We start from the raw sequence: 26,444 nt of genomic DNA on the forward strand, positions 1-26,444 counted from the left end.
AATTCTTAGTATAATGCTTCTAATGCTATACGGTCAAAATTACTGAATTCTCCGTCTTCATTACCGCTAAAACAAGCGATCATAAAAGAATCAGTATCTAATCCTGCTTGACCTGTTTGGTTGGCAGTCGGTGTACCTGGAATGTGGATTGCTCCTACACCTCCATCACCTTCATTAGAACCATCAGGGCAATTTCTTCTTGCATAGTTAGTATGTCTTAGACCTACAGAGTGACCCATTTCATGACCAATTACATGCTCATTAACATTAGTACTAAAACTATCAGTACCCGCATTGATCTGAATGTATTTGTTAGGTCTACCACCACTTGGGAATCCTGCAGAACCACCACCACCAGAACGGTTATTGTTATATACAACCATATCTACATTACTACCTTGATCTGTACCAAAAGTAAGTACAAAATTAAGGCTGATATTAATACGGTTATAGTTATTTACTGCCCATTGTAAACCAGTACGCATTTTACTGGTAAGTGCATTTCCACTTCCAGTCCAACCCGTTACACGAATAGTTCTACCTTGACTTACAAGATTTCTTGTTCTATACTGCTTAGCATTATTTTCACCCTGTTCTAATGCATGTATGTTTTGTGCAAGTTGATCTAATGCAAAGATAATATCTCCATCTGCAAGAATAGCGTCAAAAGGCTGTTGTCCCGGGTGTTGTACAGTAATATATTCTGCACCAAAATCACTCACACCAGTTTTCAAAAGAGCTTCTCTATGCTCTTTAGATATTGATTCTGTAACTGCTTCTGGTTGAGCTTCGCTGGCAACATCACTTTTTTCACAAGATGTTGAAAAACCAGCAACGATAGCGCAAAGCGCTAGTACTTTGATTTTTTTCATTTTAATAAGTTGAGTTTGTGTAGTTATTAAACTAAAATAGAATTTTTACATCCTATCCTAAATGCAATTATGTAAAAAACTTTGAACTTTTTAAATTTTTGCGAGCTGAAGATATGATATTTTTTTTTAAATATCAGTTAATATTTTAAAGAATTCTCTGTAAATACGGTAAAACCGTAAGATTCTTCTAAAGAAAACGAGGAGAACTTAAAGTGTAATTAATATAAAATCGATCAAATACACAAAGTATGAATTGTACAAATATGTGAAAAAACTGTTAAAACAAAAGAAAAACAAGGATGTTAAATAAAACTTAAACTACCCCAGGAAAAACAGACAAGAAAGTTTTTTCTTACAAATTATAAAGTTTACGATACAAATGTTAAAAAAAACTAAAAAAATTATATATATAACAAATCAATAAAAATTGTACTTAAAAATAACATGATATAAATACAATATTCATCCCAATGGAAGAAAAAAAAGATAAAAAAAAGCCCAATATATGGGCTTAAAAATGATATAATTATTTGGTTCTTTTATACAATCTCTGCACTTAAGCCTGCATCTAACAGCTTAGAACAACGAGGCACTAATTCTTCATACACTCCAGTTTTTACCGTGCATTTTCCTTTGTAATGCACCAATAAAGCACATTGTTCTGCTTGTACAGGAGTATGCTCGCAAGTATATATTAATGTTTCTATTACATGATCAAATGTATTTACGTCGTCATTATACAACACAATCTCATTATTACTTTGATCAACGGTTTTCTCTAGAACCTCTTCTAAAACCTTTTCTTGAGTACTCATAGGGAGGTAAATTATTTTATACAAATATAATAACTTATAACATATAACAATCAATCAACATGTTATTTTAAACCATAAGATGCTGCTATCCAATTATTTCTACTGATATGATCAATATAATTCAAAGTATTGCTCTTACACTCTCTAGTAATCATTTCTAAATCTTCTTTGTAAAACCCACTTAAAAACAATTTCCCTTTAGGGTTTAGAGATGCCACATAATGCTTAATATCTTGCAACAATATATTTCTGTTAATATTAGCTATAATAACATCGTATTTCTTTTCTGAAAGAAGTAAAACATCTCCTTCATAAGCAGTTATACTCTCGCAATTATTACGTTCTATATTTTCTACAGTATTTAAATAACACCAATTATCTATATCTATTGCATCTATTGGCTCAGCTCCTCTCATTTCGGCTAAAATTGCTAAAACTCCAGTACCACAACCCATATCCAATACCTTTTTACCTTTCATATCATTTTTTAAAATATGCTGAATCATCATATGAGTAGTTTCATGATGGCCAGTACCAAAGGACATCTTGGGTTCTATAACAATATCGTATGTAGTATTTGGTTTTTCATGAAATGGAGCTCTTACGCTACAAATATCATCGACAATAATAGGGCTAAAATTCTTTTCCCATTCTTTATTCCAATTGATTTGCTCTATTTCTTCTATAGTATAGTGTATTTCAAATTCTCCCGAATTCAACACATAAATCCCTTCTAGAATTTCTTTATTCCATTCTTCTTTTTGAATAAATGCATTAACTCCTTCCTCGGTTTCTACGAAGCTTTCGAATCCTGCATAACCTAATTCTGCAATTAAGATCTCAGTTGCAGGTTTTTGGGGTGAAACTTTAAAATAATATCCTATATATTTTGTATTCGACATGTTGATTTTTTATGCTTTTGCAAAGGTACTCTTTTAGCTTAATAAAAAAGCACCCTCATAATAAAGAGGATGCTTTTAAATGTATTTAATTTTATGATACTTCTAGATTGCGTTTGCAATTGCTGCAAAACTTTTTGCATCTAATGATGCTCCTCCGATCAATCCACCATCTACATCTGGTTTTGCAAAAATTTCTTCGGCGTTAGCTGGCTTAACACTTCCTCCATATAGAATAGAAACTGCATCGGCTATATCTTGACTATAGGCCTTTGCAATTGCACTACGGATAAAAGCATGCATTTCCTGAGCTTGTTCTGGAGATGCCGTCTCTCCTGTACCAATAGCCCAAACAGGCTCGTATGCAAGAACTACATTTTTCCAGTTAGTCTCTGCAATATGAAAAAGACCGTTCTTTAATTGGTTTTCTACTACAGAGAAGTGATGATCACTCTTACGATCTTCTAATTCTTCTCCGAAACAAAAAATAATAGTCATATTATTTTCTAGCGCTGTATTTACTTTTTCTACAAGTAAAGCATCTGTTTCTCCAAAATACGCTCTTCGTTCACTATGTCCCAAAATCACAGTTTCCACTCCAATATCTTTAAGCATATCAGCAGAAATCTCTCCTGTATAAGCACCATTTGTTGCCTGATGCATATTCTGTGCAGCAACAGTAACATCAGATGATTTTAAAGCTTCTACAGCACCATATAAATTAGTAAAAGTAGGTGCTACAATTATCTCTGCATTCGATGATTGTCCAAGTTCTGTTTTCAACTCTGAAAGTAATGTCTTGGTTCCTGCCAGATTTTTATTCATTTTCCAGTTTCCGGCTACAATTTTTTTTCTCATTAATTTAAATTTTATGTTTTGGTTAAAAGTGTGGTTATACGATTACAAAGCGGTGAGTGACTATATTCTTATCCTTGGATCTAGCCATCCATATATAATATCGACAAATATATTGATTAGTATAAACATAGTTGCTATAATCAAAACAGCTCCCATGATTACCGGAAGATCTAAGGTGTTAAGTGCATCAACAATTTCTTTTCCTAATCCGTTCCATCCAAAAATATATTCTACAAATACTGCTCCTGCCAACATTGAAGCGAACCATCCAGAAATAGCCGTTACTACGGGATTAAGAGCATTTTTTAATGCATGCTTTTTAATCACTTGAAACATAGAAAGTCCTTTTGCTTTTGCAGTACGTATATAGTCCTGACTCATTATTTCTAATAAAGAATTACGCATTAATTGAGTAACTACGGCTAGTGGTCTAATACCAAGTACTATAGATGGCAGGATCAAATTTTTCCATTGAATATAACTCCCTTCTCCAAAATCATCTACTTCATACAAACTTCCTGTCATGTTTAAATTAGTAAACTCCTGTAACACATAACCAAATAACCATGCAAAAATGATTGCGCTAAAAAAAGAAGGAACACTCATCCCTAATGTACTTAACAATTGAATTACCTTATCCGGCCATTGATCTTTGGTCAACGCGCTTATTATCCCCATTAGGATTCCTACAATTATCGCAATACAAATTGCAGAGATTGCGAGAACCGCTGTATTTGGCAATGTTTCACTTATTACTTCACTAACATATTTTCCGTTCTTTTGAAAAGATTCTCTTAAATAAGGAAGTTTAAGTACTGTGACACTTTGATCAGTTTTAAATAACTGAATCGCTGAATATTTTTCGCTCTCAAAATGCGAAAAATCATCGGGATTTAAACTATGAAATGAAATAGGTGAAAGGTCATTTAAGTAGTATAAATATTGCTTAGAAATAGGCTGATCAAAACCATACTTCTTTCTTACATTATTTAATTGCTCTTCACTTTCGTTCTGTCCAAGCATCATTTGTGCCGGGTCACCTGGTAGTAATGTAAAAAGCAAAAAAATTACCGTTACCACACCTAATAAAGTAAGTAAAGCATATCCTATTTTACTGATAAGGTAACTAATCATTATTATTTATTCTTTTCTATAAGCTCTTCAACCTCTTCTAACGTATACAATTTATAAGGAACCCCTAAAATACGTTGACAATACTCCTCTATAGTCTCGCTTAATCCAGCATTTTTCCTTCGCTGATTAACAGATTCAGGATCTTTAATTGGCCAAATCAAACTAATCGATTTTCCTTCTTTTTGATCTATAGTTTCAATATATGTTCCATACGTCTGCGCCGCACCTTGCTTTACCAGATGAAGATCCTCTGCCATAGCAGCGTAATCAGAACCAAATTCTCCTTTTTCTCCAGCTGCTTTAATTAAAGGATAATATTCTTCGAATTTATTAGAATTCATAATCACATGCAAAGCAATTACATTCGTCGGAGAATCACCAACTAAAGTTTTACCAGGATATCCATACTTTTTAAATACCTCTTCTACATAAACCAATTGCGTACTATCAATTTCTTTTCTTTGTTCCCACGAAATATCATGCTGTAGGCTTCCATCTTCTGATTTTGGACCTAAATTAATAATACTATCTAATTGAGCTTTTAATTCTCTATTAACTTTAGGTTTAGGTGGGCCAACTTTTTCCAGCGTAAGCTTTTCTGCATCATTCCAATGCAGCTTTTCTACTATAGTTCCCTTTTTAAGTTTTACAATCCCAGGATTAGAACGCAATATTGTTTTCAGTGCAGTTTCATCAGTGGTGTAAAAATCAAAGTTAAGATCATATTGTTGCTTCGCCTGCGATATATCTTTCGGAGTAGAAGCTGTAAGACCAATTACTTCATAACCTTGAGATATCGCTTTATTTGTAATATCTCTTACCGAATTAAAACCTTCAGCTTCACTTTTAGACAAGTTATAGGTTACAATCAGTATTAAATTTTCTCTTTCAAGAAATTCAACAGTATAATCAATATCATTCTTTTCTATTGCAAAATCATGGATAGGAGGTTCATATCCTTCATCTATAGTTTCTGTTTCAACTTCGATAAATTCACCATCTACTTTTGGATAATCTCCACTAGTAGTCACAATTTTTTCTTCTCCGTTTACATTAAATTTCCAATGGTATGCAAACTCTGCCTTTGGTGCATCATCCGGAACTGCCATCCCCTCTTGTATATTGACTCCTACTTTATAAGCTCTAAAATCAAAAGCAGGCATATGCATTAAAACATAATACGCAAAAGCTAAACAAGCAGTAAAAGAACCAAAAACAACCCATTTATGAATCGCTAATGGATGAATAGGTGTTATATATTTTCTACCAAAGAATAAAACCAATACAAGAACTAAAAGAATTACATCTTTTGTAAAAGACTCCCAAGGAGTTAATGGTAGGGCGTCTCCAAAACACCCACAATCCGTAACCTTATTAAAATACGCCGAATAAAACGTAAGAAATGTAAAAAAGACAATCATTAACAATAACGACCATACTGTAAACTTTGGCAAGTACCCTAATAACAAGGTAATTCCTAATATCACTTCGAAAATCACCAAAAAAACCGCTATCAAAAGCGCAAACGGAATCAAAAATTCTAAGTTAAGCACACCTTCTCCAAAATACTCCTGAAGTTTATATGAAAACCCTAAAGGGTCATTTAGTTTAATAAATCCTGAAAATAAAAAAAGTGCAGCTACAAATATTCTGGAAAAGTTAACGAGTATTTTCATTTTTAAGCCCTAATGTTTTTATATAATTTCACAATATAGTTATGAATACACTATGTCATTTTTAGTTTAACAGTATTTTATACAAATCACTATTTTGCTTCACCCAGATGAATCATTGCAAAAACAGCATAATTAATCATATCTTGATAATTCGCATCAATCCCTTCACTAACCAAAGTTTTTCCTTTATTATCTTCAATCTGTTTCACTCGTAATAGCTTCTGAATAATTAAATCAGTAAGCGAACTTACTCTCATATCACGCCAAGCCTCACCATAATCATGATTTTTATTCATCATTAATGTTTTTGTAATATCAATATGTTTATCATACAATACTGAAATTTCTTCTGAAGATAAATCTGGTTGTTCGGCAACTCCTTTTTCGAGTTGAATCAATGCCATGATACTATAATTAATGATCCCTATAAATTCTGGAATCTCTCCTTCATCTACTTTACGCACTTCATTTTCTTGTAAACTTCGTATACGTTGAGCTTTAATAAAAATCTGATCGGTTAAAGAAGGGAGACGTAGTATTCTCCATGCGCTGCCATAATCTTTCATTTTTTTGACAAATAGATCACGACATACTGTAATCACTGCGTCATATTGTGTAGACGTATCTTGCATAAAACTGTTGAATTTTGCGTAAATTTCGCTTTAATATGGGAATTAAAAAAATCATACCTCAAGTTTAGAAACAAAAAATGTGAAATGAGTCATAATAATGCTACCAATCTTAATCGAAATGACTATTAATCAATTTCATTTGAGCATTAAAAATCATTATCGATAAACCAATCAAACTTCAAAAATGACGATCAATTGCAGAGGCCGCCTAATCGATTTATTTACTCCAAAAGTGATGGGTATTCTTAACTTAACTCCGGATTCTTTTTATGATGGAGGAAAGTATAAAAACGAAACTGAGATCTTAAAAAAAGTGGAGCAAATGCTTCTCGAAGGAGCTACTTTTATCGATTTAGGAGCTTATTCATCCAGACCAGGAGCGGATCATATTTCTACCGAACAGGAAAAAAAAAGAATATTACCTATAGTATCATTACTACTAGATAAATTTCCTGAAATTTTATTATCCATAGATACATTTAGAAGTGAAATCGCAACGGCATGTATAAAAGCCGGAGCAGCACTTATTAATGATATTTCTGCTGGAAATATGGATCAAAATATGATTCCTACTGTAGGAGAATTAGAAGTCCCATATATTATGATGCATATGAAAGGAACTCCACAAACTATGAAAACGCTAGATCAATACGATAATCTTATTCTTGAAATAAACACTTATTTTTCAGAAAAAGTTTCCGAAGCAAAAAAACACGGAGTGAATGACATTATTATAGATCCAGGATTTGGTTTTGCTAAAAACATTTCTCAAAATTTTGAGCTTTTAAAAAATCTAAAGCTGTTACAATTTCATAACCTACCAATTCTAGCTGGAATTTCAAGAAAATCTATGATATACAAAACATTACATCTAAAACCTTCAGAAGCTTTAAACGGTACTACTGCGCTCAATACAGTGGCAATACTTAATGGAGCTTCTATATTAAGAGTTCATGATGTTAAAGAAGCCATGGAATGCTTAAACCTGATGAATCATCTATAATAAACCTAGATTTAAAAATGCTTTTTAAGCTTTTCAAATCTAAATTTCACTAATTTTTCTATTTTTACAAAAACACCAGACATTTGGATTTAATAAACCTTAGAATACTAGACATACTTGATATTGTACTTGTTGCCTTTTTATTGTACTATATCTATAAGTTGGTTAAAGGTACAGCCGCGATTAATATTTTTATTGGAATCGTAATTATTTATCTAGTCTGGAAACTCACACAATTCTTAGCTATGGAGATGCTGAGTAGTGTTTTAGGAGAATTTATTGGAGTAGGAATGTTTGCTTTAATTGTCGTTTTTCAACAAGAAATACGAAAATTTCTTTTAATGATCGGTTCTACTAATTTTGGAAGAAGACGTAAATTCCTAAGACAACTAAAATTTATTAGGGATACTCCTGAAGACAGCCTTACCAATATCCCTGCTATTGTCACCGCATGTATAGAAATGGGTAAGACTCATACTGGTGCTCTTATTGTTATAAAAAGAACCACTTCTTTAGATTTTGTCAAAACTTCTGGCGATTCTATGGATGTAAGAGTTAATACTCCTATAATAGAAAGTATTTTTTACAAAAATAGTCCGCTTCATGATGGCGCAATGATTATAGAAGATAATCACATCGTAGCCACAAGAGCAATTTTACCAGTTACGAATGACAACAATATGCCTTTGCGTTTTGGACTTAGACATCGTGCCGCAGTTGGAATAACCGAAAAAACAGATGCTTTGGCTCTAGTAGTAAGTGAAGAAACTGGTAAACTCTCTTATATTAAAAATGGAGAGTTTGTTATATATAAAACAGAGGAAGAGTTAATAGAAAAAATAAAAAGGGATTTAGATTAATGAATGAATTAATACCTATCACAAATTGTAAGAATTGTAATCAACAAATAGAAACTTATAATTTTTGTCCCAATTGCGGAGCTAAAAAAATCAACAAACGAATTACATTTAAAAACTTGCTTCATGAATTTGCCGATCGCTTTCTTAATCTAGACAATTCGTTTTTCAGAACTTTTTTACATTTATTCACAAAACCTGATGAAGTAATTGATGGTTTTATAAATGGACTTAGAAAACGATACATAAATGCATTTAGTTATTTTGCTATCTCTATAACCATTACCGGGATATATTCTTTTTTGGCAAAAAACAGACTGGCAGAACTTATGAACAAAATATTTAGTTCTCTTCCAGAAGAGCAAATAGCATCTCAAGAAATTGCTCTAGACTTCACTTTTAAATATCAATCACTATTAAATCTGTTGTTAATACCAGTGCTCGCATTATTATCAAGATTAGTTTTCTGGAATTATAAAAAATATAACTTAACAGAACACTTTGTTATTTATCTATATGCATATTCGCATATAGTAGCTTTTATGACAATCATATTACTCCCTATTACTTTTTGGTTTGATAATATCTTTAATATAATGATAATTCAATTTTCTATATATATCATTTACATTACATACGTTTTAAAACGACTTTATCAAATTAATCTAAGGAGAACACTTATTAAAACCTTGTTATTTTTCATCTTTGGAGTAATATTCTACTTGATCATAGGAATAATTATAGGCTTAATCATGGCTCATACTGGAGCTATGGAAATCCCTGCTAAATAAATCCAAGAAGGCATCATTACTCCGTAACGGTAGCAAATTGAACTTCGTACAAGCTTCTATAATACCCATCATTAATCTCTAGCAATTCGTTGTGATTACCTTGTTCTACAATCTCGCCTTGATCCATTACGATAATCTTATCAGCATTTCTAATCGTAGCTAATCGATGTGCGATAACTATAGAAGTTCTGCCTCTTGTGATCTTATTTGTAGCATCCTGAATGAGCTGCTCACTATGAGAGTCTATAGAAGACGTAGCCTCATCTAATACCAAAATACCTGGATTAGCTACATAAGCTCGTAAAAAAGATAATAATTGTCGTTGTCCAGATGAGAGCATTGCCCCTCTTTCTTTTACATTATACTCATATCCTCCCGGAAGACTCATTATAAAATCGTGGATTCCAATTTCTTTTGCCGCTTTATGTACATTTTCTTCGAGAATATGAGGATTATTAAGAGTAATATTATTTAAGATGGTATCTGCAAACAAAAACACATCTTGTAGCACTACAGCAATATGACTCCTTAACGAATTTAATTCTACATCTTTTATATCTGTATTATCAATAGAAATCACACCATTGTTTATTTCATAGAATCGACTTAACAGATTAACGATGGTTGATTTCCCTGCTCCAGTTGCACCAACTATAGCAACAGTTTCTCCTGCTTCAACATCAAATGAGATCCCTTTTAAAACCTCTTCATCCTTAATATAACTGAATCTAACATTCTCAAATTTAATTTTCCCTTTTACACTATCCAGCATCAGTTTTCCATTATTTTCAATTTTAGATTCAGTATCTAAAATAGCAAATACTCTATTAGCAGCAACCATCCCCATTTGTAGCGTATTAAACTTATCTGCAATCTGTCGTAATGGTCTAAAAAGCATTTGAGCCAATTCTATAAAAGCAATAACTACTCCCAATGTAATTACATCACCCTGAGCTGCTTTTAACCCACCAAACCACACAATCAATCCTATAGCGACCGAACTAGACATCTCTGCAATGGGAAAAAATATAGAGTTATACCAAACTGTTTTTATCCACCCTTTTTTGTGCTTTTCATTGATCTCTTTAAAAGTAGAATATTCAGTTTCTTCTCTGGTAAACAACTGAACAATCTTCATCCCGGTGATTCGCTCTTGTACAAAAGAATTTAAATTAGATACTTGAGTTCTTACTTCTTCAAAAGCTGCTTTCATCTTTTTCTGAAAAACTCTGGTAGCATATACTATTAAAGGTAAAACTGCTAATACTAATACGGTAAGTTGCCAACTTTGATATAGCATATAACCAAGAATCACTAACATCTTTAAGAGATCACTAATAATCATAAATAATCCCTGACTAAAAATACTGGCTATAGTTTCAATATCACTTACTGCTCTTGTTACCAATCTACCCACCGCAGATTGATCATAATATTGCTTTTTAAAGCCAAGCATATGCTCAAATAGCTTTATTCTAAGATCGCGAATCACTCCTTGCCCTAACCAATTAGCAAAATATATGAATAAGAATTGCGAAATAACTTCCAACAAAAGAACTCCAACCATCGAACTGATAAAGAATATCAAAAGTTCATTATCCTTTGGTATAATTGTTTTATCAATTGTTTGCTGTAACAGGTACGGTCTTAAAACAGCAAATATTGATAATAATATAGCCGAAAAGGCTACAAAATAAAAAGTCAGTCGGTACGGATTAGTATATGTAATCAACCGTCTGAATAATTTAAAATCAAAAGCTTTACCACTCTTTTCTGCCATCTATATACTATATATTATTTGGGGATATTCTACTGCTGTTAAATATAGACCATGAGCCGGTACCGAATATCCAGCCTGGCTACGATCTTCACTCTTTATAATATGTATCAAATCTTCTTTATTCAATTTATGTTCTCCAATCTCGATGAGAGTTCCTACAATTGCTCTTACCATATTTCTTAAAAAACGATTTGCAGAAATTTTAAATATCATTTGATCATTCTCAATCTCCCAAGAAGCATTTGTTATCGTACAATTATACGTTTTTACATCGGTTTTAGACTTACTAAAGCATTTAAAATTAGTGTAGTTTAACAGTAATTTAGCAGCTTCATTCATCGCAACGATATCCAACGGTTTCTTTACATAATATGAAGCATTAATCTTAAAAGGATTCTTAAGCATCGTAACATAATACTCATATGATCTACTTATCGCATCAAAACGAGCATGAGCATCGTCTCTTACTCTACTCAATTTATAAACAGCAATCTGTGCTGGCAAAATTGCGTTAAGCTTATATTTTAATTCTTCTGATTCTAATCTATTTTCATAATCAAAATGTGCCATGATTTGTTTTGCATGAACTCCTGTATCTGTTCTTCCTGCGCCTACAACAACAACTTTAATTCTTAATAATGTAGATAATGCCTGTTCCAAAACTTCCTGCACCGAAATTGCATTTGGTTGTCGTTGCCATCCATGATATGGAGTTCCGTTATAGGAAAGTTCTAAAAAATATCTCATCTATTAATTATATATCTTTAAATATCATTCATCCAAAATGTATAAAGTATTGATTAAGGTAAACTATACATTAACATCATTTCAAAAAGTAATATTCTATTTTTGCACAAAGCAGAGGCAAATATACTTTAAAAATGGAGACAGAAGTTATGGTTCGTCTTCTGTTTTTCTATCATTCTATAACTCATAATTATAATCCTATTTTGAAAAAAATTCTTTTACTTAGTGATACACACAGCTATATTGATGACAGAATTATTCATTATATAAATGAAGCTGATGAAGTATGGCATGCCGGGGACATTGGAGACCTTAAAGTAACTGACACTATCGAATCTCTGAAACCTCTCAGAGCTGTATATGGTAATATCGATGATGATAAAGCCAGAGCTACATATCCTTTACACCAACGATTTGTTTGCGAAGGAGTGTCGGTTTGGATAACCCATATTGGTGGATATCCTCCCAAATACAATATAAACACTAGAGACGAGATCAAGGCCAACCCACCACAACTCTTCATTTGTGGACATTCTCATATCCTTAAAGTAATACCAGACAAAAAAAATGGTGTACTACACATGAACCCTGGAGCTGCAGGAAAACATGGATTTCATAAAGTTAGAACAATGCTTAGATTTACTGTAGACTCTGGCAATATTGAAAATTTAGAGGTCATCGAATTAGGGAAAAAATAAAACCCGGAGTTGGCATACTCCGGGTTTTAACGCACTAATACTACTAAGATTTTAGGTTTATCGTAATCGATCTACAGATTTTACAAGATCTTCATCCTTTTTAATAGCCTTGTTGGCCATCACTAATAAAACGATAGAAATAATAGGAATGAATTTCCCAATACCCTTCATAGGATCAGATCCTCCAGGTAATGTTAGTGACCAATAAACAAATACTCCTAGTAAAATAAAGTTTAATAAGATATTGAGACGCCCCAGTACAAACTGAAGCTTTCTATTTTTGAATAAAAAAATGGAAATCAAAGATAGCATCGATGATCCCATAAACCCTCCTAGAAGAAAAAAATCCTCCTTTATATATAACTCTTCACCATTTTCACCTAACCCATATGGTAAATACATACAAAGCACACCAGAGACTATGGCTGCTAATAAAAGGTAAATAGTTTGAATCCTTTGTATCATTACATTTTTTTCTTAAGGAAAAGCAAAAATAAGAGTTTCTTTTTAAAAATATGTGCAAAATATTAAAATAAAGTTGTATACTTGCAACGCAAAACCTGTAACCTTCTCAACTAAGGTTACTTACCTTCAAAACAAAATTTTCCTAGAATTCTTCTTTAGAAAATTTATATCTAAACGTAAATTATATAACACATTTAAATGTTAGAGATTTCTGAATTAAAAGCAAAAAAGCTTCCTGAATTGCAAGAGATTGCGAAAAACCTTAATGTACCCAAATTTCGCACATTAAAAAAACTAGATTTAGTATATCAAATATTAGATCACCAAGCAGCAAATCCTGATGCAGTAAAAAAGGATACACCTGGTGAGACTTCAGAAAAAGTAAATTCTGACAAACCAAAACCAAATCCTCGCCAGAGAAGACCCAGAGCCCGAAAACCTGAAGGAACTGGAAAACCTGCTCCCGTTAACAAGGAAACAAAAGCACCACAGGAGCAAAAAAACGAGACAAAACCAACTGCACCAGAGGACACTATTGTAAAAAGCAATGACAATTCTGAAAAGAAAAAACCTCAGCAAAATAGAGACAACAGAAATAGAGGTAATGAAAAATCTCAACAAAACAAACAACCGCAACAGTCTCGAAACAATAACAAAAAAGAAAACGGAAATCGGGATAACAGAAATCGTTATAAAGAACCAGACTTCGAATTTGATGCCATAATTGAAAGTGAAGGAGTTCTAGACATCATGCAAGATGGCTATGGATTCTTAAGATCAAGTGATTATAATTACCTTTCATCTCCTGATGATATTTATGTATCTCAATCACAAATACGTCTTTTTGGACTTAAAACAGGAGATACCGTATTAGGACAAGTTAGACCCCCTAAAGAAGGAGAAAAATATTTCCCTCTTATTAAGGTAAATAAAATTAATGGTCTTGACCCTCAAGTCGTGCGGGACAGAGTCTCTTTTGAACACCTGACTCCGCTATTTCCTCAAGAAAAATTTAAACTAGCAGAAAGACAAAGTACTATTTCTACTAGGATAATGGACCTTTTTGCACCTATAGGTAAAGGACAACGTGGTATGATTGTATCACAACCTAAGACTGGTAAAACAATGCTACTAAAGGATGTTGCCAATGCAATTGCAGCAAATCACCCAGAGGTATACCAAATGATTCTACTTATAGATGAAAGACCTGAGGAAGTTACAGACATGCAACGTAATGTAAAAGGAGAGGTAATCGCTTCGACATTTGACAAAGAAGCTAACGAACATGTAAAGGTTGCTAACATTGTTTTAGAAAAAGCAAAAAGATTAGTCGAATGTGGTCATGACGTGGTAATACTATTAGATTCTATTACCAGACTTGCTCGTGCATATAACACAGTACAACCTGCCAGTGGTAAAATATTGAGTGGTGGTGTTGATGCTAACGCATTACACAAACCAAAACGTTTCTTTGGAGCCGCTCGTAACATAGAAAATGGAGGATCACTTACTATTATTGCAACAGCATTAACAGAAACAGGATCCAAAATGGACGAAGTCATCTTTGAAGAATTTAAAGGTACAGGTAACATGGAACTTCAATTAGATCGTAAAATATCTAATCGTCGTATTTTCCCAGCCATCGACCTTACTTCCTCAAGTACACGTCGTGATGACATATTACTTGACGAAACAACAATTCAGAGAATGTGGGTAATGCGTAAATACTTAGCAGATATGAATCCTGTTGAAGCAATGGAATTTATTAATGAGCGTTTCAAACAAACTAGAAACAATGATGAATTCCTGATTTCTATGAATGGATAAATATTGTAACACCAAAGAACATAAAAAATTAAAGACGGTTATCAAAAATTGATAGCCGTCTTTTTTTTTATTTACCACCACCATATACATTATATTTTTTCTATTTAATTTTACTTTTTAAACCTAGTCAACTGAAAGTTTTTTAAAAAGAAGTTGACCAAACTAAAAAAATATACACTATGAAGAATATATTATATATATTATGGAGCGCAACGTTATTACTATCCAGTTGTCAAGGCAATAGTCAATCAGTAAAAGGCGAAAAAGAAAATAGCCAAAAACAGAATATAGCCCCTGTGCAGGTTGAATCCGTTGACGGATTAGAAAGAGCTTATTTTGCCAGTGGATGCTTTTGGTGCGTTGAAGCCGTTTATGAAAGTGTAATAGGAGTAAAAGAATCTATCTCAGGGTATTCTGGAGGACATACAGAAAACCCAACATACCAATCAAGCAATACAGGACGAACCGGACATGCCGAAGCGGTAGAAATAATATACGACCCTAAACTTGTTTCCTTCTCAACACTTGTTGATGTTTATTTTGGATCACAGAATCCAACTCAAGTAAACGGACAAGGCCCAGATCATGGATCACAATACAGATCGATTATTTTTTACCAAAACGACGAACAAAAACAAATAATACTAGAAAAAAAGGAAGCTCTTTCTAAAAAGCTAAACAAAAGAATTGCTGCAGAAGTTATGCCTTTTCAAAAATTCTGGAAAGGCGAGGGATATCACCAGGATTATGAGAAAAGAAATCCAAATAACCCTTACATTCGCAATGTTTCTATACCCCGATTACTAAAATTTCAAAGAAAATTTCCTAATCTTATTAAAGAAAAACACTAAAAACAGGTATATCTCGTTACTTAAACCGGAATAAATTTGGTGATAACAACATAATAACCGCGTTGTTAAAGCTGTGTTAAAAACAATACATCCCGGACACCCCATAAAATTAGACATTTTTCAATTTTATTTTGTCTTTTTTACTCAAAATACAAAACCGACAAGAAGCTTATAAAAAATGAATCAAATCGGTTGTAATGCTAAAAAAAATCGTTGAAAAACACAATTTGATGTAAAGAAAACACTATTTTTATGCAAATAAAATGAAAACAAGTTGTGTTTTTCATATTAAAACATTACTTTTGAGTCTGATTTAATGGTTTTCTTTTCAGTATTTTAATCGTAAATATTGAAGTTTTGCTAGAGCAAAAACGAATTAACACGCTGAAAAACAAGTCATTAACAAACAAAATGTTCTTTTAAAAATTGTATTTTTTGATAGTTTTAATACATTGTATTAAAGTATTGAATTAGCGCTAAATTATTTTTGGCACCTTTTTTGGAGTTCGATTTTTTGATGGTAAATTATGTTTTTTATAACATTTTAAGTTAAGAAAATATTAATATTGAATTTGAATTATAACCCAATCTACTTAAAAACAAGAGATATGAAATCTATTTTTACATTTATTCTGCTTTTGGTGATTACCTTTTCGTCTCATGCTCAAGATGGACAATATTTAATGTCTGTTAGTAAATTATCAGTACATAGTGGTCCAGGTTTAAACTTTAATACTATTGCTGAAGTTCCTCAAGGAACTCAAGTATATATTATGAGTTCTAATTATGGAGACTGGAGTGCTATACAGTACAAGAGTATGAATGGTTTTGTACTAACCAAAAATTTAACAAAAGACAGCAGTATTGCTGACGCAGAAAGAGCAGCAAAAGAGGCTGCTGCAAAAAGAGAAGCTGCAAAACAAGCTGCTGCTCAGGCTATCGCAAGAGCTGAAGCCGCAAAAAGAGCTGCTGAAGAAGCTGCAAGAAAAGCTATTGCTGATGCAGAACGCTTAAAAAGAGAAGCTGAAGCTAATGCAGCACAAGCTATTGCTGAAGCAGAAGCTGCAAAAAGAGCACAAGATGCTACTGCAAAAAGAGCACTGGCTGATACAGAAGAAACTAGAAGAGCACTAGAAGAAGCAAACAGAAGAGCTGCTAAAGGTAGCGCTGTTACTTCTGCTCCTATTGAGTCTGCATCTCCTTCTTATGGTTCTTCTACAACAACAAGTACTCCTAGAGCTGCTTCTATAGAAGTATCTCGAGAAGACAAATATTCTAGTTGGGAGAAAAAGACATATAAATCTGGTGCAACTCCAAAATCATTTAACTTTAAAGGTAAGTTTGACTATAAATTAGACAACTACCTAAAAATTAAAGTAGGAAAAAATACAGAAGTAGTTGTTAAAATGTACAAAATGGGTAAAACCAAGGCTGACGATGAGTTAGTTCGTGTTACCTATATCAACTCTAACACTACACAATTTATTAGAAACGTACCAGTTGGTGAATACTATTTAAAAATAGCTTACGGTAGAGACTGGAGAGAAACTGTTGTTGATGGTAAAAAATTCGGTACATTCACTAAGAATGCACTTTATGAAGAAGGAAAACAGATTTTAGATTTTAATACTGTTAAGACTTCAAAAGGTATTAATGTTCCTTCTTACAACTTAGCACTTGATTTATTGCCTAGTGGAGGTGGATATTCTACTGGAAGTGAGGATAACATTTCTGCTGAAAAATTTAATGCAAACTAAAAAGCATTAATTATCAACAATATTAAAATACTACATATATAATCACCAAAATATAAATGTAACATAAGACCCAGAACTCAAAAAAGAGTTCTGGATTTTATGTATTATAAAGATTATTCTAGCAGAATTAATCTTATACAATTAAAAAAGCCTGCTAAACATAATGTTTAGCAGGCTTTTTTAATACTTTAATTTTTTCACGTAATAAAAGTTATTTTTTATTACTACGATGCCTTTCTCTTGCCAATAATGTATTCTTAAGTAACATTGCAATTGTCATTGGTCCTACCCCTCCAGGAACCGGTGTAATAAAAGATGCTTTTTTGCTTACATTTTCAAAATCTACATCACCAACAATCTTATATCCTTTTGTAGCAGACTCATCAGTTACCCTTGTAATTCCTACATCAATAACCACAGCATCATCTTTTACCATCTCTGCTTTTAGGAAATTAGGCACTCCTAATGCAGAAATTACAATATCTGCCTGAGAAATAATTTGTGTTATATTTTTAGTATGACTATGTGTTAACGTCACTGTAGAGTTCCCTGGCCATCCTTTTCTACCCATCAAAATACTCATGGGTCTACCTACGATGTGACTTCTCCCGATAACTACTGTATGTTTCCCTTTAGTATCTACATTATAGCGTTCTAACAATTCTAAAATACCAAATGGCGTTGCAGGAATAAAAGTGGACATATCTAATGCCATTTTCCCAAAGTTCATCGGGTGAAAACCATCTACATCCTTATCAGGATCTACCGCTAATAAAACTTTTTGCGTATCAATTTGTGGTGGTAGTGGTAATTGCACGATAAAACCATCGATATCATCATTTTCGTTAAGTTCTTTGATCTTAGCTAATAATTCTATCTCACTTGTAGTACTTGGCATTTTAACCAAAGTAGATTCAAAGCCTATTCTCTCACAAGCTCTTACTTTGCTACCAACATAGGTTAAACTCGCTCCATCATTTCCTACCAATACTGCTGCAAGATGTGGGACTTTTTCACCGCGTTCTTTCATTTTTTGAACTTCAACAGCTATTTCGTCTTTAATATCGTTGCTTACTTTTTTTCCATCTAATATTTCCATTCCCCCTAATTACCTTATAATAATATTATCTTTAGTTTTATACTTATCGCATTTTGCCCATCATTTGCATCATCCGTTTTCCACCGCCTCCTTGCATCATTTTCATCATCTTACTCATCTGATCAAATTGTTTAAGCAATTGATTTACCTGTTGTATCGATGTTCCAGAACCTTTACCGATACGTTTTTTTCTACTAGAATTAATGATTTGTGGTTTTGATCGTTCTTCTGGAGTCATAGAATGAATAATAGCTTCAATATGTCTAAAAGCATCGTCATCAATATCCATGTTTTTCATCATTTTTCCAGCCCCAGGGATCATTCCGATTAGGTCTTTCATATTACCCATCTTCTTAATCTGTTGAATTTGTTTTAGAAAATCATCAAATCCAAATTGATTTTTAGCAATCTTCTTTTGTAATTTTCTAGCTTCTTCTTCATCAAATTGCTCCTGAGCTCTCTCTACAAGAGATACTACATCTCCCATCCCAAGAATCCTATCTGCCATACGAGAAGGATAGAAAACATCAATAGCTTCCATTTTTTCTCCTGTACCAATAAACTTAATTGGTTTATTTACAACAGATTTAATAGATATTGCTGCCCCTCCTCTTGTATCACCATCGAGTTTAGTAAGGATTACTCCATCAAAATTTAAAACATCGTTAAAGGCTTTTGCTGTATTTACTGCATCTTGACCTGTCATAGAATCAACTACAAATAGTGTTTCATTAGGTGTAATTGCCTCATGAATATTAGCTATCTCTGTCATCATAACTTCATCCACAGCCAAACGCCCCGCAGTATCTATAATCACAACGTTACATCCGTTTTCTTTTGCGTGTGCTATACCTGCTTTTGCAATAGCAACAGGATCATTATTACCACGATCACTAAAAACCTCTACACCAATTTGGTCTCCAACTACATGCAACTGATCTATTGCAGCCGGTCTATATACATCACAAGCAACAAGAAGCGGTTTTTTTGTCTTCTTAGTGGCTAGAAAATTAGCAAGTTTTCCAGAAAAAGTAGTTTTACCAGAACCTTGTAGTCCTGACATTAGAATAATTGATGGTTTCCCAGATAAATCAATATCTTCTACATCTCCTCCCATCAATTCTGTCAATTCATCTTTGACAAGTTTTACCATCAACTGTCCTGGTTTAAGGCTTTTAAGTACATTTTGACCTAAAGCTTTCTCCTTTACAGTAGCAGTAAATTCTTTTGCTATTTTATAATTTACATCAGCATCTACCAAGGCCCGACGTACTTCTTTAAGAGTTTCAGCAACATTTACTTCTGTTATCTGTCCATGCCCTTTTAGAATGTGTAAGGCTTTATCTAACTTATCACTTAAATTATCAAACATATATTTTCTGGTATTATGAAAACACTATCTTTATCGATAGATCGGTGCAAATTTAAGGATTTGAAATGTATAAAGAAAGCCCACAATTACAGAATTATAGATTCCTAATTAAACGCTAAACTTATTTAAAAAACAGATGATCTTTTTAGTTTATTTTCAGTAAAAATTCAACAATAAAAAAAGCAATCAAAACTCATAAAAATATGAATCATGATTGCTTATACAACTTTTTACTCTTTTTAATGGGTAAAAGAAGGTGGAATTAACACTCCTTTAATCACATGTACAATACCATTAGAAGCCTCAATATCAGCAATATCTACTTTTATTCGATGATTTAGGATCACTTGACCTCTATAATTTCTTTGGATAGTTACTTTTTCACCCTGCAAAGTAGTAACAGTATGTTCTTGCAATAAATCTTGCGCAGTAAATTTTCCAGAAACTACATGATACAGTAATACTTCTTTTAATGCGTCTCCACCTGGAATTACATCCAGAGCATCAAAAGCGGTATTTGTCGGAGCAAAAACTGTAAAAGGACCATCTCCGCTTAAAGCACCAACTAAATCTGCAGACTGCAATGCTCCTACCAATGTAGACAACTCTGGAGTTGCGATGGCTAATTCTACTATTGATGGTAAGTTTGTAGGAGGAAGTAAAACTCCTTCTATTACATGCACAATACCATTAGAAGCCTCAATATCGGCTAAAGCAACTTTAATAGTTCCGTTAAGGAATACATTGCCATCACCATCTGCCTCAATAGTAACTTCATCTCCTTGTAGCGTAGTAACTGTTTGCTTTTCAAGTAAATCTGCAGCTGTAAATTTACCAGCAGCAACATGATATAATAACACCTCTTTTAATGCGTCTCCACCAGGAATTGCATCCAGAGCATCAAAAGCAGCATTTGTCGGAGCAAAAACCGTGAAAGGACCATCTCCGCTTAAAGCATTAACTAAATCTGCAGACTGCAATGCTCCTACCAATGTAGACAACTCTGGAGTTGCAATGGCCAATTCTACTATTGATGGTAAATTTGTAGGCGGAAGTAAAACCCCTTCTATTACATGCACGATACCATTAGAAGCCTCAATATCAGCTAAAGCAACTTTAATAGTTCCATTAAGGAACACATTGCCATCACCATCTGCTTCAATAGTAACCTCATCTCCTTGTAACGTGGTAACCGTTTGCTTTTCAAGTAAATCTGCGGCTGCAAATTTACCAGCAGCAACATGATATAATAACACCTCCTTTAATGCATCTCCACCAGGAATTGCATCCAGAGCATCAAAAGCAGCATTTGTCGGAGCAAAAACTGTAAAAGGGCCATCTCCACTTAAAGCATCAACAAGATCTGCAGACTGTAATGCTCCTACCAATGTAGACAATTCTGGAGTTGCAACAGCGATCTCTACTATACTCTGTAATGGCTGAGTGGATGGCGGTAGTAAAACGGCATCAATTACTTGTACAACACCATTGGTTCCTCCGATATTAGCAGAAAGTAATTTTACCGTATCATTAATAACAATTTCATTATCATCATTAAGGCTTACTTTTATATTTTCTCCCTGTAGGGTTTCAATCATTTCTTGCTCAAGTAGTTTTGGCGTATTCAATCTACCGCTAGCTACATGGTATAACAAAATTTCTTTTAGCTGATCTGCTGCAGGTATTTGATCCAATGCTTCGAATGCATCATCTGTTGGTGCAAATACTGTAAAAGGCCCATCACCTGTAAGTGGCTCTACCAAATCTGTTGCTTGTAAAGCTCCAACTAATGATGTAAATCGACCATCTTCTATAATAAGTTCTACTATAGTCTTGTCAGGAAAAACTGTATTTGTCAATTTAGCTTCCCAACTTCCTCTTCCAACACCAGAAGAGGTAAATAATCTAAAACTTCCTTCTAAATCTCCTTCTTCTCCTACCCTTCCGATACCAAAAATCAGATCTTGTCCTGGAGGATTTATAATAAGATACACTATTCCATCACTAATAATAGCACCACGAGTTCTCGCTTTTGTACCATCTGGCAACTCTAAATTACCTCTTACAATAGTAAAACTAGAATGATATAACGTAAAATTAAGTTTTAACTCTCCTGCTAACTCTGTTCCAGCTGCAGCTCCACTATTAACAGTTCCTGAGAAATCATATACTCTTTTTTCTCTACTGATGTCAAAACCAAAGAATTTACTATCATCATTAGATGTCTTATCTTCTTCGACGGATAGCTCGCCCTCCATTATATTTTTTGTCATCTCTTCGATAGCATCGAAGCTAATTATTTTGGATTCTTCAAATTCAACACCTTGTTCTGGCGTGGTGGTTGCACTATCATCACTTTCACATGAAGTGATAAGGAAATTCATTAAAATAAGGCACAAGAAGGGTACCGTTAACCTTTTGATTAGCGTTTTCATTTTAGTAAGTTTTAAAATTAGTGAATAAAGATTATGTATGTAAAACATCTAGGCTGTTACCTAAAAATGTAACTTAAAAACAGGAAACAGCCTAGAAATTTTTATAAGGAATGGGTGGTATTTTACATTACAGGTAACAATACCTGATCAATAACATGAATTACGCCATTTGATGCTTGTACATCTGCAGCGACTATATTACTTGGATCCATATTAGTAGCTCCTTTAACTGTTGGAGGCATAGCCGTTAAAGTAATAGTTCCATTTAAAGTCATTGCCATAGGAGTACTTGCTAACATATCAGAAGTTACGTTACTTCCTGCAACAACATGATGATTTAAAATTGCCGCCACATCATTTTCGTCTGTTGGTACCGTAATAGCTGCAAATGCATCGTTATTAGGCGCAAATACTGTAAAAGGCGCAGGACTTGTTCCTAATGCTGTGTTTAAAATAGCAACAAAATCAGTAGAAGGCGTTAATGTAGTTAAAGCTGCAACTAAGGTTGAAAAATTGGCATCTGCAGTAGCAAAAGTTACAACAGTCGGAAGCGTTATTACTGCATCTACAATATGAATCACTCCGTTACTTGTTACAATATTTGCTGTAGTCACAGTAGAGATACCATTAAATTCTACTCCTCCATCGGTATTTATATATATACTTAAGTTTTTATCTGTAGTTCCATAGGTTGCCAAAGTATTACCATATCCTGTAGATAAATCTGTTGATTGTAATTTACCACTTATTGCATGGTTTAATAGAATTTGTTCAAGTTGTGTAGAAGACAATCCTGAAACATCTCCTAATGCAGTGAAAGCAGCATTATTTGGCGCTAACAATGTTAAACTACTAGCTTCATCACTTAATGCAGAAATTACCGTAGCACTGTTATCAGTTGCTACTGTTGCCAAAGAAGACAAATTAGGATCAATCGCTACAAAATCAATCATTTTTGGAATACTAATTACTTTATCTACTGCATGGATTACACCATTTGATCGATCAACATCTGCAGTTGTTACCATAGCTTGGTTATTAATTTTAACCTCACTACCAGATTTTGAGATATAAGAACTAAAGTCCGCAACGTTAGTAACATAACCGGTTTCTATTTCGCCAGAAGTAACTTTAACATTTAAAACGTGGTTAAGCAATATCGGAGTTAATTGATCTTTAGTTGCTGTTTCTAATGTTAATCCGTTTGCGGTTAAAAACTCATCAAAAGCTGCATTATTAGGTGCAAATACAGTAAAAGGTCCGTTACCAGAAAGCGTCTCTACTAATTCTGCTTTTTGCAAAGCTGCTAATAAAGAACTATAATCTGCATTTTCTGCTACAAAGTCAGCAATTGTTGTAGATGTGGATGGAAAGGTTGTATCGTCATCATCACTACAAGAAAAAACAGTTACTGCGAGAAAAGTAATTAAGACTGTTTTAAAAAGGGTTTTGAATTTCATGGTTTTTCAATTTATTGTTCGATCATAAAACAACTTACAAAATAAAACTCTAACCCTCTAAAGTGATTTTAGCATTATTTTAACTTTTTGTTTAATTTTTTATAAAATCTGTTAAACAAAAAAGTCGTTATTCAAAATAACGACTTTTTATCATTTCTTATGTCTTAATTTTTATTAATTATCATTTTCATCACATGCTGAAGCTACATCCATTATAGAACTTAATAACTCCTCATTATGCTGAGCATCTACTTTTTCACCATTATGAAGTAATAAATCAATTGGATAATTTATACTTACTGAAGTATTATCATTTAAATCTGACATAAACCTGAATAGCACTGCATCATGATCTATATCTACGGTTTGTAATTGATTCGTATTACTATCAAAGGTAGAAAATTGCACAGGATATATAAAATCTATACACTCTATATCGTCATCAACAGATTTACAAGACCCTGCAAAAACAGCAAGAGCTAACTGACTTGCAACAGGTTCTTCTTGATGATTAAGCAGTGTTATTGTTATTGGAAATTGAATTTCGATTACATCAGAATTAGACAAATTATCATAGTCATCGATTTGATCAATTATGACTTCATTGCCGTTTAACAAAATAGTATATGGCAAATTTATACTAAAACAATTGGCATTATCCACTACATCATCATACGATCCATCATGAGTTACTATATTTTTCATTAAACCTGCCAATTGAGAATTTTTAGGAATTGTAGTATCCTCTGCTGGAGTAATTAACTCTCTCTCTTCCTCTTGGCACGCTATAAATGCTAAACCTGTCACTACAAAAAAGCACAATATTATTTTTTTCATTTTCAAAGCGTTATTTTCCTTAATAATTTAAAATAAAACAATATACAAGATAAAACTCCTACGTATAAAAACTATTTTTTTTAATTTTAACAAAAAAATTAATGCCAAAAGATCTATTTGAGAATGTTTGTGAGGAAAAGTTATTCTCAGAACTTTTTAAAAAACATGCTAAAGAATTGCATGACTTTATATATTATAAATATGGAGAGCACATTCATCCAAAAGATAAGGTACAGGAAGCATTTATAAAGCTTTGGGATAATTGTAAAAAAATCTCACTTCAAAAAGCAAGGAGTTTTCTTTTTACTGTAGTAAACAACCTATCATTAAACCAAATAAAACACAATAAAGTAAAATTAAAGTTTCAGCAAATAGAACACAAGGATAAAACCAATGAAAATCCTGAATTTATCTTAGAAGAAAAAGAATACCTTCAAAAATATCAAAAAGCCCTTTCTAAACTTACTGAACCTCAACGCGTAGCATTTCTGCTTAATAGAGCAGAAGGAAAAAAACATAAAGAAATTGCTGAATTACTAGGTATTTCAAGAAAAGCTGTAGAAAAAAGAATATACGGTGCATTAGAAAAGCTCAGAAAAGAAATTGAAGGAATTTAATACGTAAGGGTAGGAATTTTTTAAATACAATTGTTATATAGATAGAAATCTTGCTATGAAAGAGAAAGATCTCATAAATAAATGGTTGAATAATGCACAACTCACGCATACAGAATCAGAGGCGTTTAAGAATTTAAATGCCTATGATTCTTATGTCAGAATTTCGGATACTGCAAAGAATTTTAAAGCTCCCGAATATGATATCGAATCTAATTTAGAAGATTTAAAGACCACTCTTATCGATCATAAAAGTACTGCCGCATCAAAACATTATATTACTATTCTAATGAGAGTTGCAGCAATATTTGTTATAGGAATAGGCACCTATTTTGCTCTATTTTATACTACTGAGACAACAGTTGATTCATTAGCCAGTCAAAAAATATCTGTAGAATTACCCGATCATACTGTGGTTCAATTAAATGCTCTATCATCTATTTCATATCAGGAAAAAGATTGGGAAAACAACCGTAAAATCAAACTTGAAGGAGAGGCTTATTTTAAAGTTGCTAAAGGAAAAAAATTCGATGTACAAACGTCGTCTGGTATAGTAAGTGTATTGGGCACACAATTTAATGTTAAACATCGTGATCATTACTTTGAAGTCATTTGTTATGAAGGTCTCGTAAGTGTAACTTATGACAGAAACATAGTTAAATTGCCTGCAGGAAAGACTTTTAAAATACTTAAAAATGTAATCTCAAAAGGAGAAACAAATATTATCCAACCAGATTGGATTGAAAACAAAAGTATGTTTTCCAGCACTCCTTATTCCTATATTCTTAAGGAATTTGAAAGACAATATGATGTCACTATTATTGCAAATAATATAGATCAAAATAAACTTTTTACGGGTAATTTTGTACATTCAGATATTCAAACTGCTATACAATCTATTACTATACCTATGCGTTTGAAATATAAGATCAATGACAATAACATAACCTTATACAAAGAGTGAT

Annotated in this window: 24 protein-coding genes; 9 read left to right on the top strand and 15 right to left on the bottom strand. The window is 32.9% G+C overall.

Annotated elements, in window-relative coordinates; all coding sequences use genetic code 11:
* Window positions 1-5: 5 nt before the first annotated feature.
* The 7 genes from PQF96_RS05105 to PQF96_RS05135 form a co-directional block, all read right to left on the bottom strand.
* Window positions 6-872 carry a M57 family metalloprotease gene (locus tag PQF96_RS05105; RefSeq protein ID WP_271765327.1) on the bottom strand — a complete coding sequence of 289 codons (867 nt, stop codon included), beginning with the start codon at window positions 870-872 and terminating at the stop codon, window positions 6-8.
* Window positions 873-1,411: 539 nt separating this feature from the next.
* A complete protein-coding gene (locus tag PQF96_RS05110) occupies window positions 1,412-1,687 on the bottom strand; it encodes an ATP-dependent Clp protease adaptor ClpS (protein WP_109435129.1) in 276 nt (91 codons plus the stop codon).
* A 62-nt stretch (window positions 1,688-1,749) separates the two neighbouring features.
* Complete coding sequence (gene prmA / locus PQF96_RS05115; RefSeq protein WP_271765329.1) at window positions 1,750-2,589, bottom strand: 50S ribosomal protein L11 methyltransferase; 840 nt, start codon at window positions 2,587-2,589, stop codon at window positions 1,750-1,752.
* 102 nt (window positions 2,590-2,691) lie between these two features.
* Window positions 2,692-3,444, bottom strand: a complete 753-nt coding sequence (gene tpiA / locus PQF96_RS05120; RefSeq protein WP_271765330.1) for a triose-phosphate isomerase — start codon at window positions 3,442-3,444, stop codon at window positions 2,692-2,694.
* Between the two features lie 60 nt (window positions 3,445-3,504).
* Entirely contained in the window at window positions 3,505-4,578 is a 1,074-nt protein-coding gene (locus PQF96_RS05125; protein WP_271765331.1) for an ABC transporter permease, read from the bottom strand.
* A 2-nt stretch (window positions 4,579-4,580) separates the two neighbouring features.
* Window positions 4,581-6,254, bottom strand: a complete 1,674-nt coding sequence (locus tag PQF96_RS05130; protein ID WP_271765332.1) for a BT_3928 family protein — start codon at window positions 6,252-6,254, stop codon at window positions 4,581-4,583.
* Window positions 6,255-6,343: 89 nt separating this feature from the next.
* Entirely contained in the window at window positions 6,344-6,886 is a 543-nt protein-coding gene (locus PQF96_RS05135; protein ID WP_271765333.1) for a DUF1599 domain-containing protein, read from the bottom strand.
* A gap of 184 nt (window positions 6,887-7,070) precedes the next feature.
* Here PQF96_RS05135 and folP point away from each other — a divergent pair, with 184 nt between their 5' ends.
* The 3 genes from folP to PQF96_RS05150 all read left to right on the top strand — a co-directional run bounded on the left by folP (window position 7,071) and on the right by PQF96_RS05150 (window position 9,537).
* Window positions 7,071-7,889: a dihydropteroate synthase gene (folP, locus tag PQF96_RS05140; protein ID WP_271765334.1), complete on the top strand. Its 819-nt coding sequence runs from the start codon at window positions 7,071-7,073 to the stop codon at window positions 7,887-7,889.
* Window positions 7,890-7,972: 83 nt separating this feature from the next.
* Entirely contained in the window at window positions 7,973-8,749 is a 777-nt protein-coding gene (cdaA, locus tag PQF96_RS05145) for a diadenylate cyclase CdaA (protein WP_109435136.1), read from the top strand.
* Entirely contained in the window at window positions 8,749-9,537 is a 789-nt protein-coding gene (locus PQF96_RS05150; protein ID WP_109435137.1) for a DUF3667 domain-containing protein, read from the top strand. The genes cdaA and PQF96_RS05150 overlap by 1 nt, the downstream gene beginning before the upstream one ends.
* A gap of 16 nt (window positions 9,538-9,553) precedes the next feature.
* Here PQF96_RS05150 and PQF96_RS05155 read toward each other — a convergent pair whose 3' ends face one another.
* Together PQF96_RS05155 and truA are read right to left on the bottom strand one after the other, a co-directional pair.
* Window positions 9,554-11,317, bottom strand: a complete 1,764-nt coding sequence (locus PQF96_RS05155) for an ABC transporter ATP-binding protein (RefSeq protein ID WP_271765335.1) — start codon at window positions 11,315-11,317, stop codon at window positions 9,554-9,556.
* Window positions 11,318-12,064: a tRNA pseudouridine(38-40) synthase TruA gene (gene truA / locus PQF96_RS05160; RefSeq protein WP_271765336.1), complete on the bottom strand. Its 747-nt coding sequence runs from the start codon at window positions 12,062-12,064 to the stop codon at window positions 11,318-11,320.
* Window positions 12,065-12,267: 203 nt separating this feature from the next.
* Between truA and PQF96_RS05165 the strand changes: the two genes are divergently transcribed.
* Window positions 12,268-12,762: a metallophosphoesterase family protein gene (locus PQF96_RS05165; protein ID WP_143915365.1), complete on the top strand. Its 495-nt coding sequence runs from the start codon at window positions 12,268-12,270 to the stop codon at window positions 12,760-12,762.
* Window positions 12,763-12,819: 57 nt separating this feature from the next.
* Here the strand turns inward: PQF96_RS05165 and PQF96_RS05170 are convergent, their stop codons facing one another.
* Window positions 12,820-13,227, bottom strand: coding sequence for a DUF4293 domain-containing protein (locus PQF96_RS05170; RefSeq protein WP_109435140.1), 408 nt, complete (start codon window positions 13,225-13,227; stop codon window positions 12,820-12,822).
* Window positions 13,228-13,425: 198 nt separating this feature from the next.
* On the opposite strand from PQF96_RS05170, the gene rho reads away from it, so the two are divergent.
* The 3 genes from rho to PQF96_RS05185 all read left to right on the top strand — a co-directional run bounded on the left by rho (window position 13,426) and on the right by PQF96_RS05185 (window position 17,662).
* On the top strand, window positions 13,426-15,054 hold the full coding sequence (gene rho, locus PQF96_RS05175; RefSeq protein ID WP_271765337.1) for a transcription termination factor Rho: 1,629 nt from the start codon (window positions 13,426-13,428) through the stop codon (window positions 15,052-15,054).
* A 179-nt stretch (window positions 15,055-15,233) separates the two neighbouring features.
* Entirely contained in the window at window positions 15,234-15,905 is a 672-nt protein-coding gene (gene msrA, locus PQF96_RS05180; RefSeq protein WP_271765338.1) for a peptide-methionine (S)-S-oxide reductase MsrA, read from the top strand.
* A gap of 608 nt (window positions 15,906-16,513) precedes the next feature.
* Window positions 16,514-17,662 (top strand): SH3 domain-containing protein, encoded by a 1,149-nt coding sequence (locus tag PQF96_RS05185; RefSeq protein WP_271765339.1) that lies wholly within the window; start codon window positions 16,514-16,516, stop codon window positions 17,660-17,662.
* 211 nt (window positions 17,663-17,873) lie between these two features.
* On the opposite strand, the gene PQF96_RS05190 is transcribed toward PQF96_RS05185, so the two are convergent.
* From PQF96_RS05190 to PQF96_RS05210, 5 genes are all read right to left on the bottom strand, one after another.
* Window positions 17,874-18,761, bottom strand: coding sequence for a bifunctional 5,10-methylenetetrahydrofolate dehydrogenase/5,10-methenyltetrahydrofolate cyclohydrolase (locus PQF96_RS05190; protein WP_109435144.1), 888 nt, complete (start codon window positions 18,759-18,761; stop codon window positions 17,874-17,876).
* Between the two features lie 43 nt (window positions 18,762-18,804).
* The gene (gene ffh, locus PQF96_RS05195; RefSeq protein WP_109435145.1) at window positions 18,805-20,133 is read right to left on the bottom strand and encodes a signal recognition particle protein; all 1,329 of its coding nucleotides are present in this window, start codon (window positions 20,131-20,133) and stop codon (window positions 18,805-18,807) included.
* Window positions 20,134-20,372: 239 nt separating this feature from the next.
* Window positions 20,373-22,568, bottom strand: a complete 2,196-nt coding sequence (locus PQF96_RS05200) for a fasciclin domain-containing protein (RefSeq protein ID WP_271765340.1) — start codon at window positions 22,566-22,568, stop codon at window positions 20,373-20,375.
* A gap of 122 nt (window positions 22,569-22,690) precedes the next feature.
* Entirely contained in the window at window positions 22,691-24,028 is a 1,338-nt protein-coding gene (locus PQF96_RS05205) for a fasciclin domain-containing protein (protein WP_271765341.1), read from the bottom strand.
* 174 nt (window positions 24,029-24,202) lie between these two features.
* On the bottom strand, window positions 24,203-24,865 hold the full coding sequence (locus PQF96_RS05210) for a hypothetical protein (protein WP_271765342.1): 663 nt from the start codon (window positions 24,863-24,865) through the stop codon (window positions 24,203-24,205).
* A gap of 101 nt (window positions 24,866-24,966) precedes the next feature.
* On the opposite strand from PQF96_RS05210, the gene PQF96_RS05215 reads away from it, so the two are divergent.
* Both PQF96_RS05215 and PQF96_RS05220 read left to right on the top strand, forming a co-directional pair.
* Entirely contained in the window at window positions 24,967-25,482 is a 516-nt protein-coding gene (locus tag PQF96_RS05215) for an RNA polymerase sigma factor (protein WP_271765343.1), read from the top strand.
* Between the two features lie 55 nt (window positions 25,483-25,537).
* Window positions 25,538-26,443 (top strand): FecR family protein, encoded by a 906-nt coding sequence (locus PQF96_RS05220; protein ID WP_271765344.1) that lies wholly within the window; start codon window positions 25,538-25,540, stop codon window positions 26,441-26,443.
* The last annotated feature ends 1 nt before the right edge of the window (window position 26,444 follow it).

Source organism: Aquimarina algiphila, assembly GCF_947494415.1.
In the GTDB taxonomy this organism is placed as follows: domain Bacteria; phylum Bacteroidota; class Bacteroidia; order Flavobacteriales; family Flavobacteriaceae; genus Aquimarina; species Aquimarina algiphila.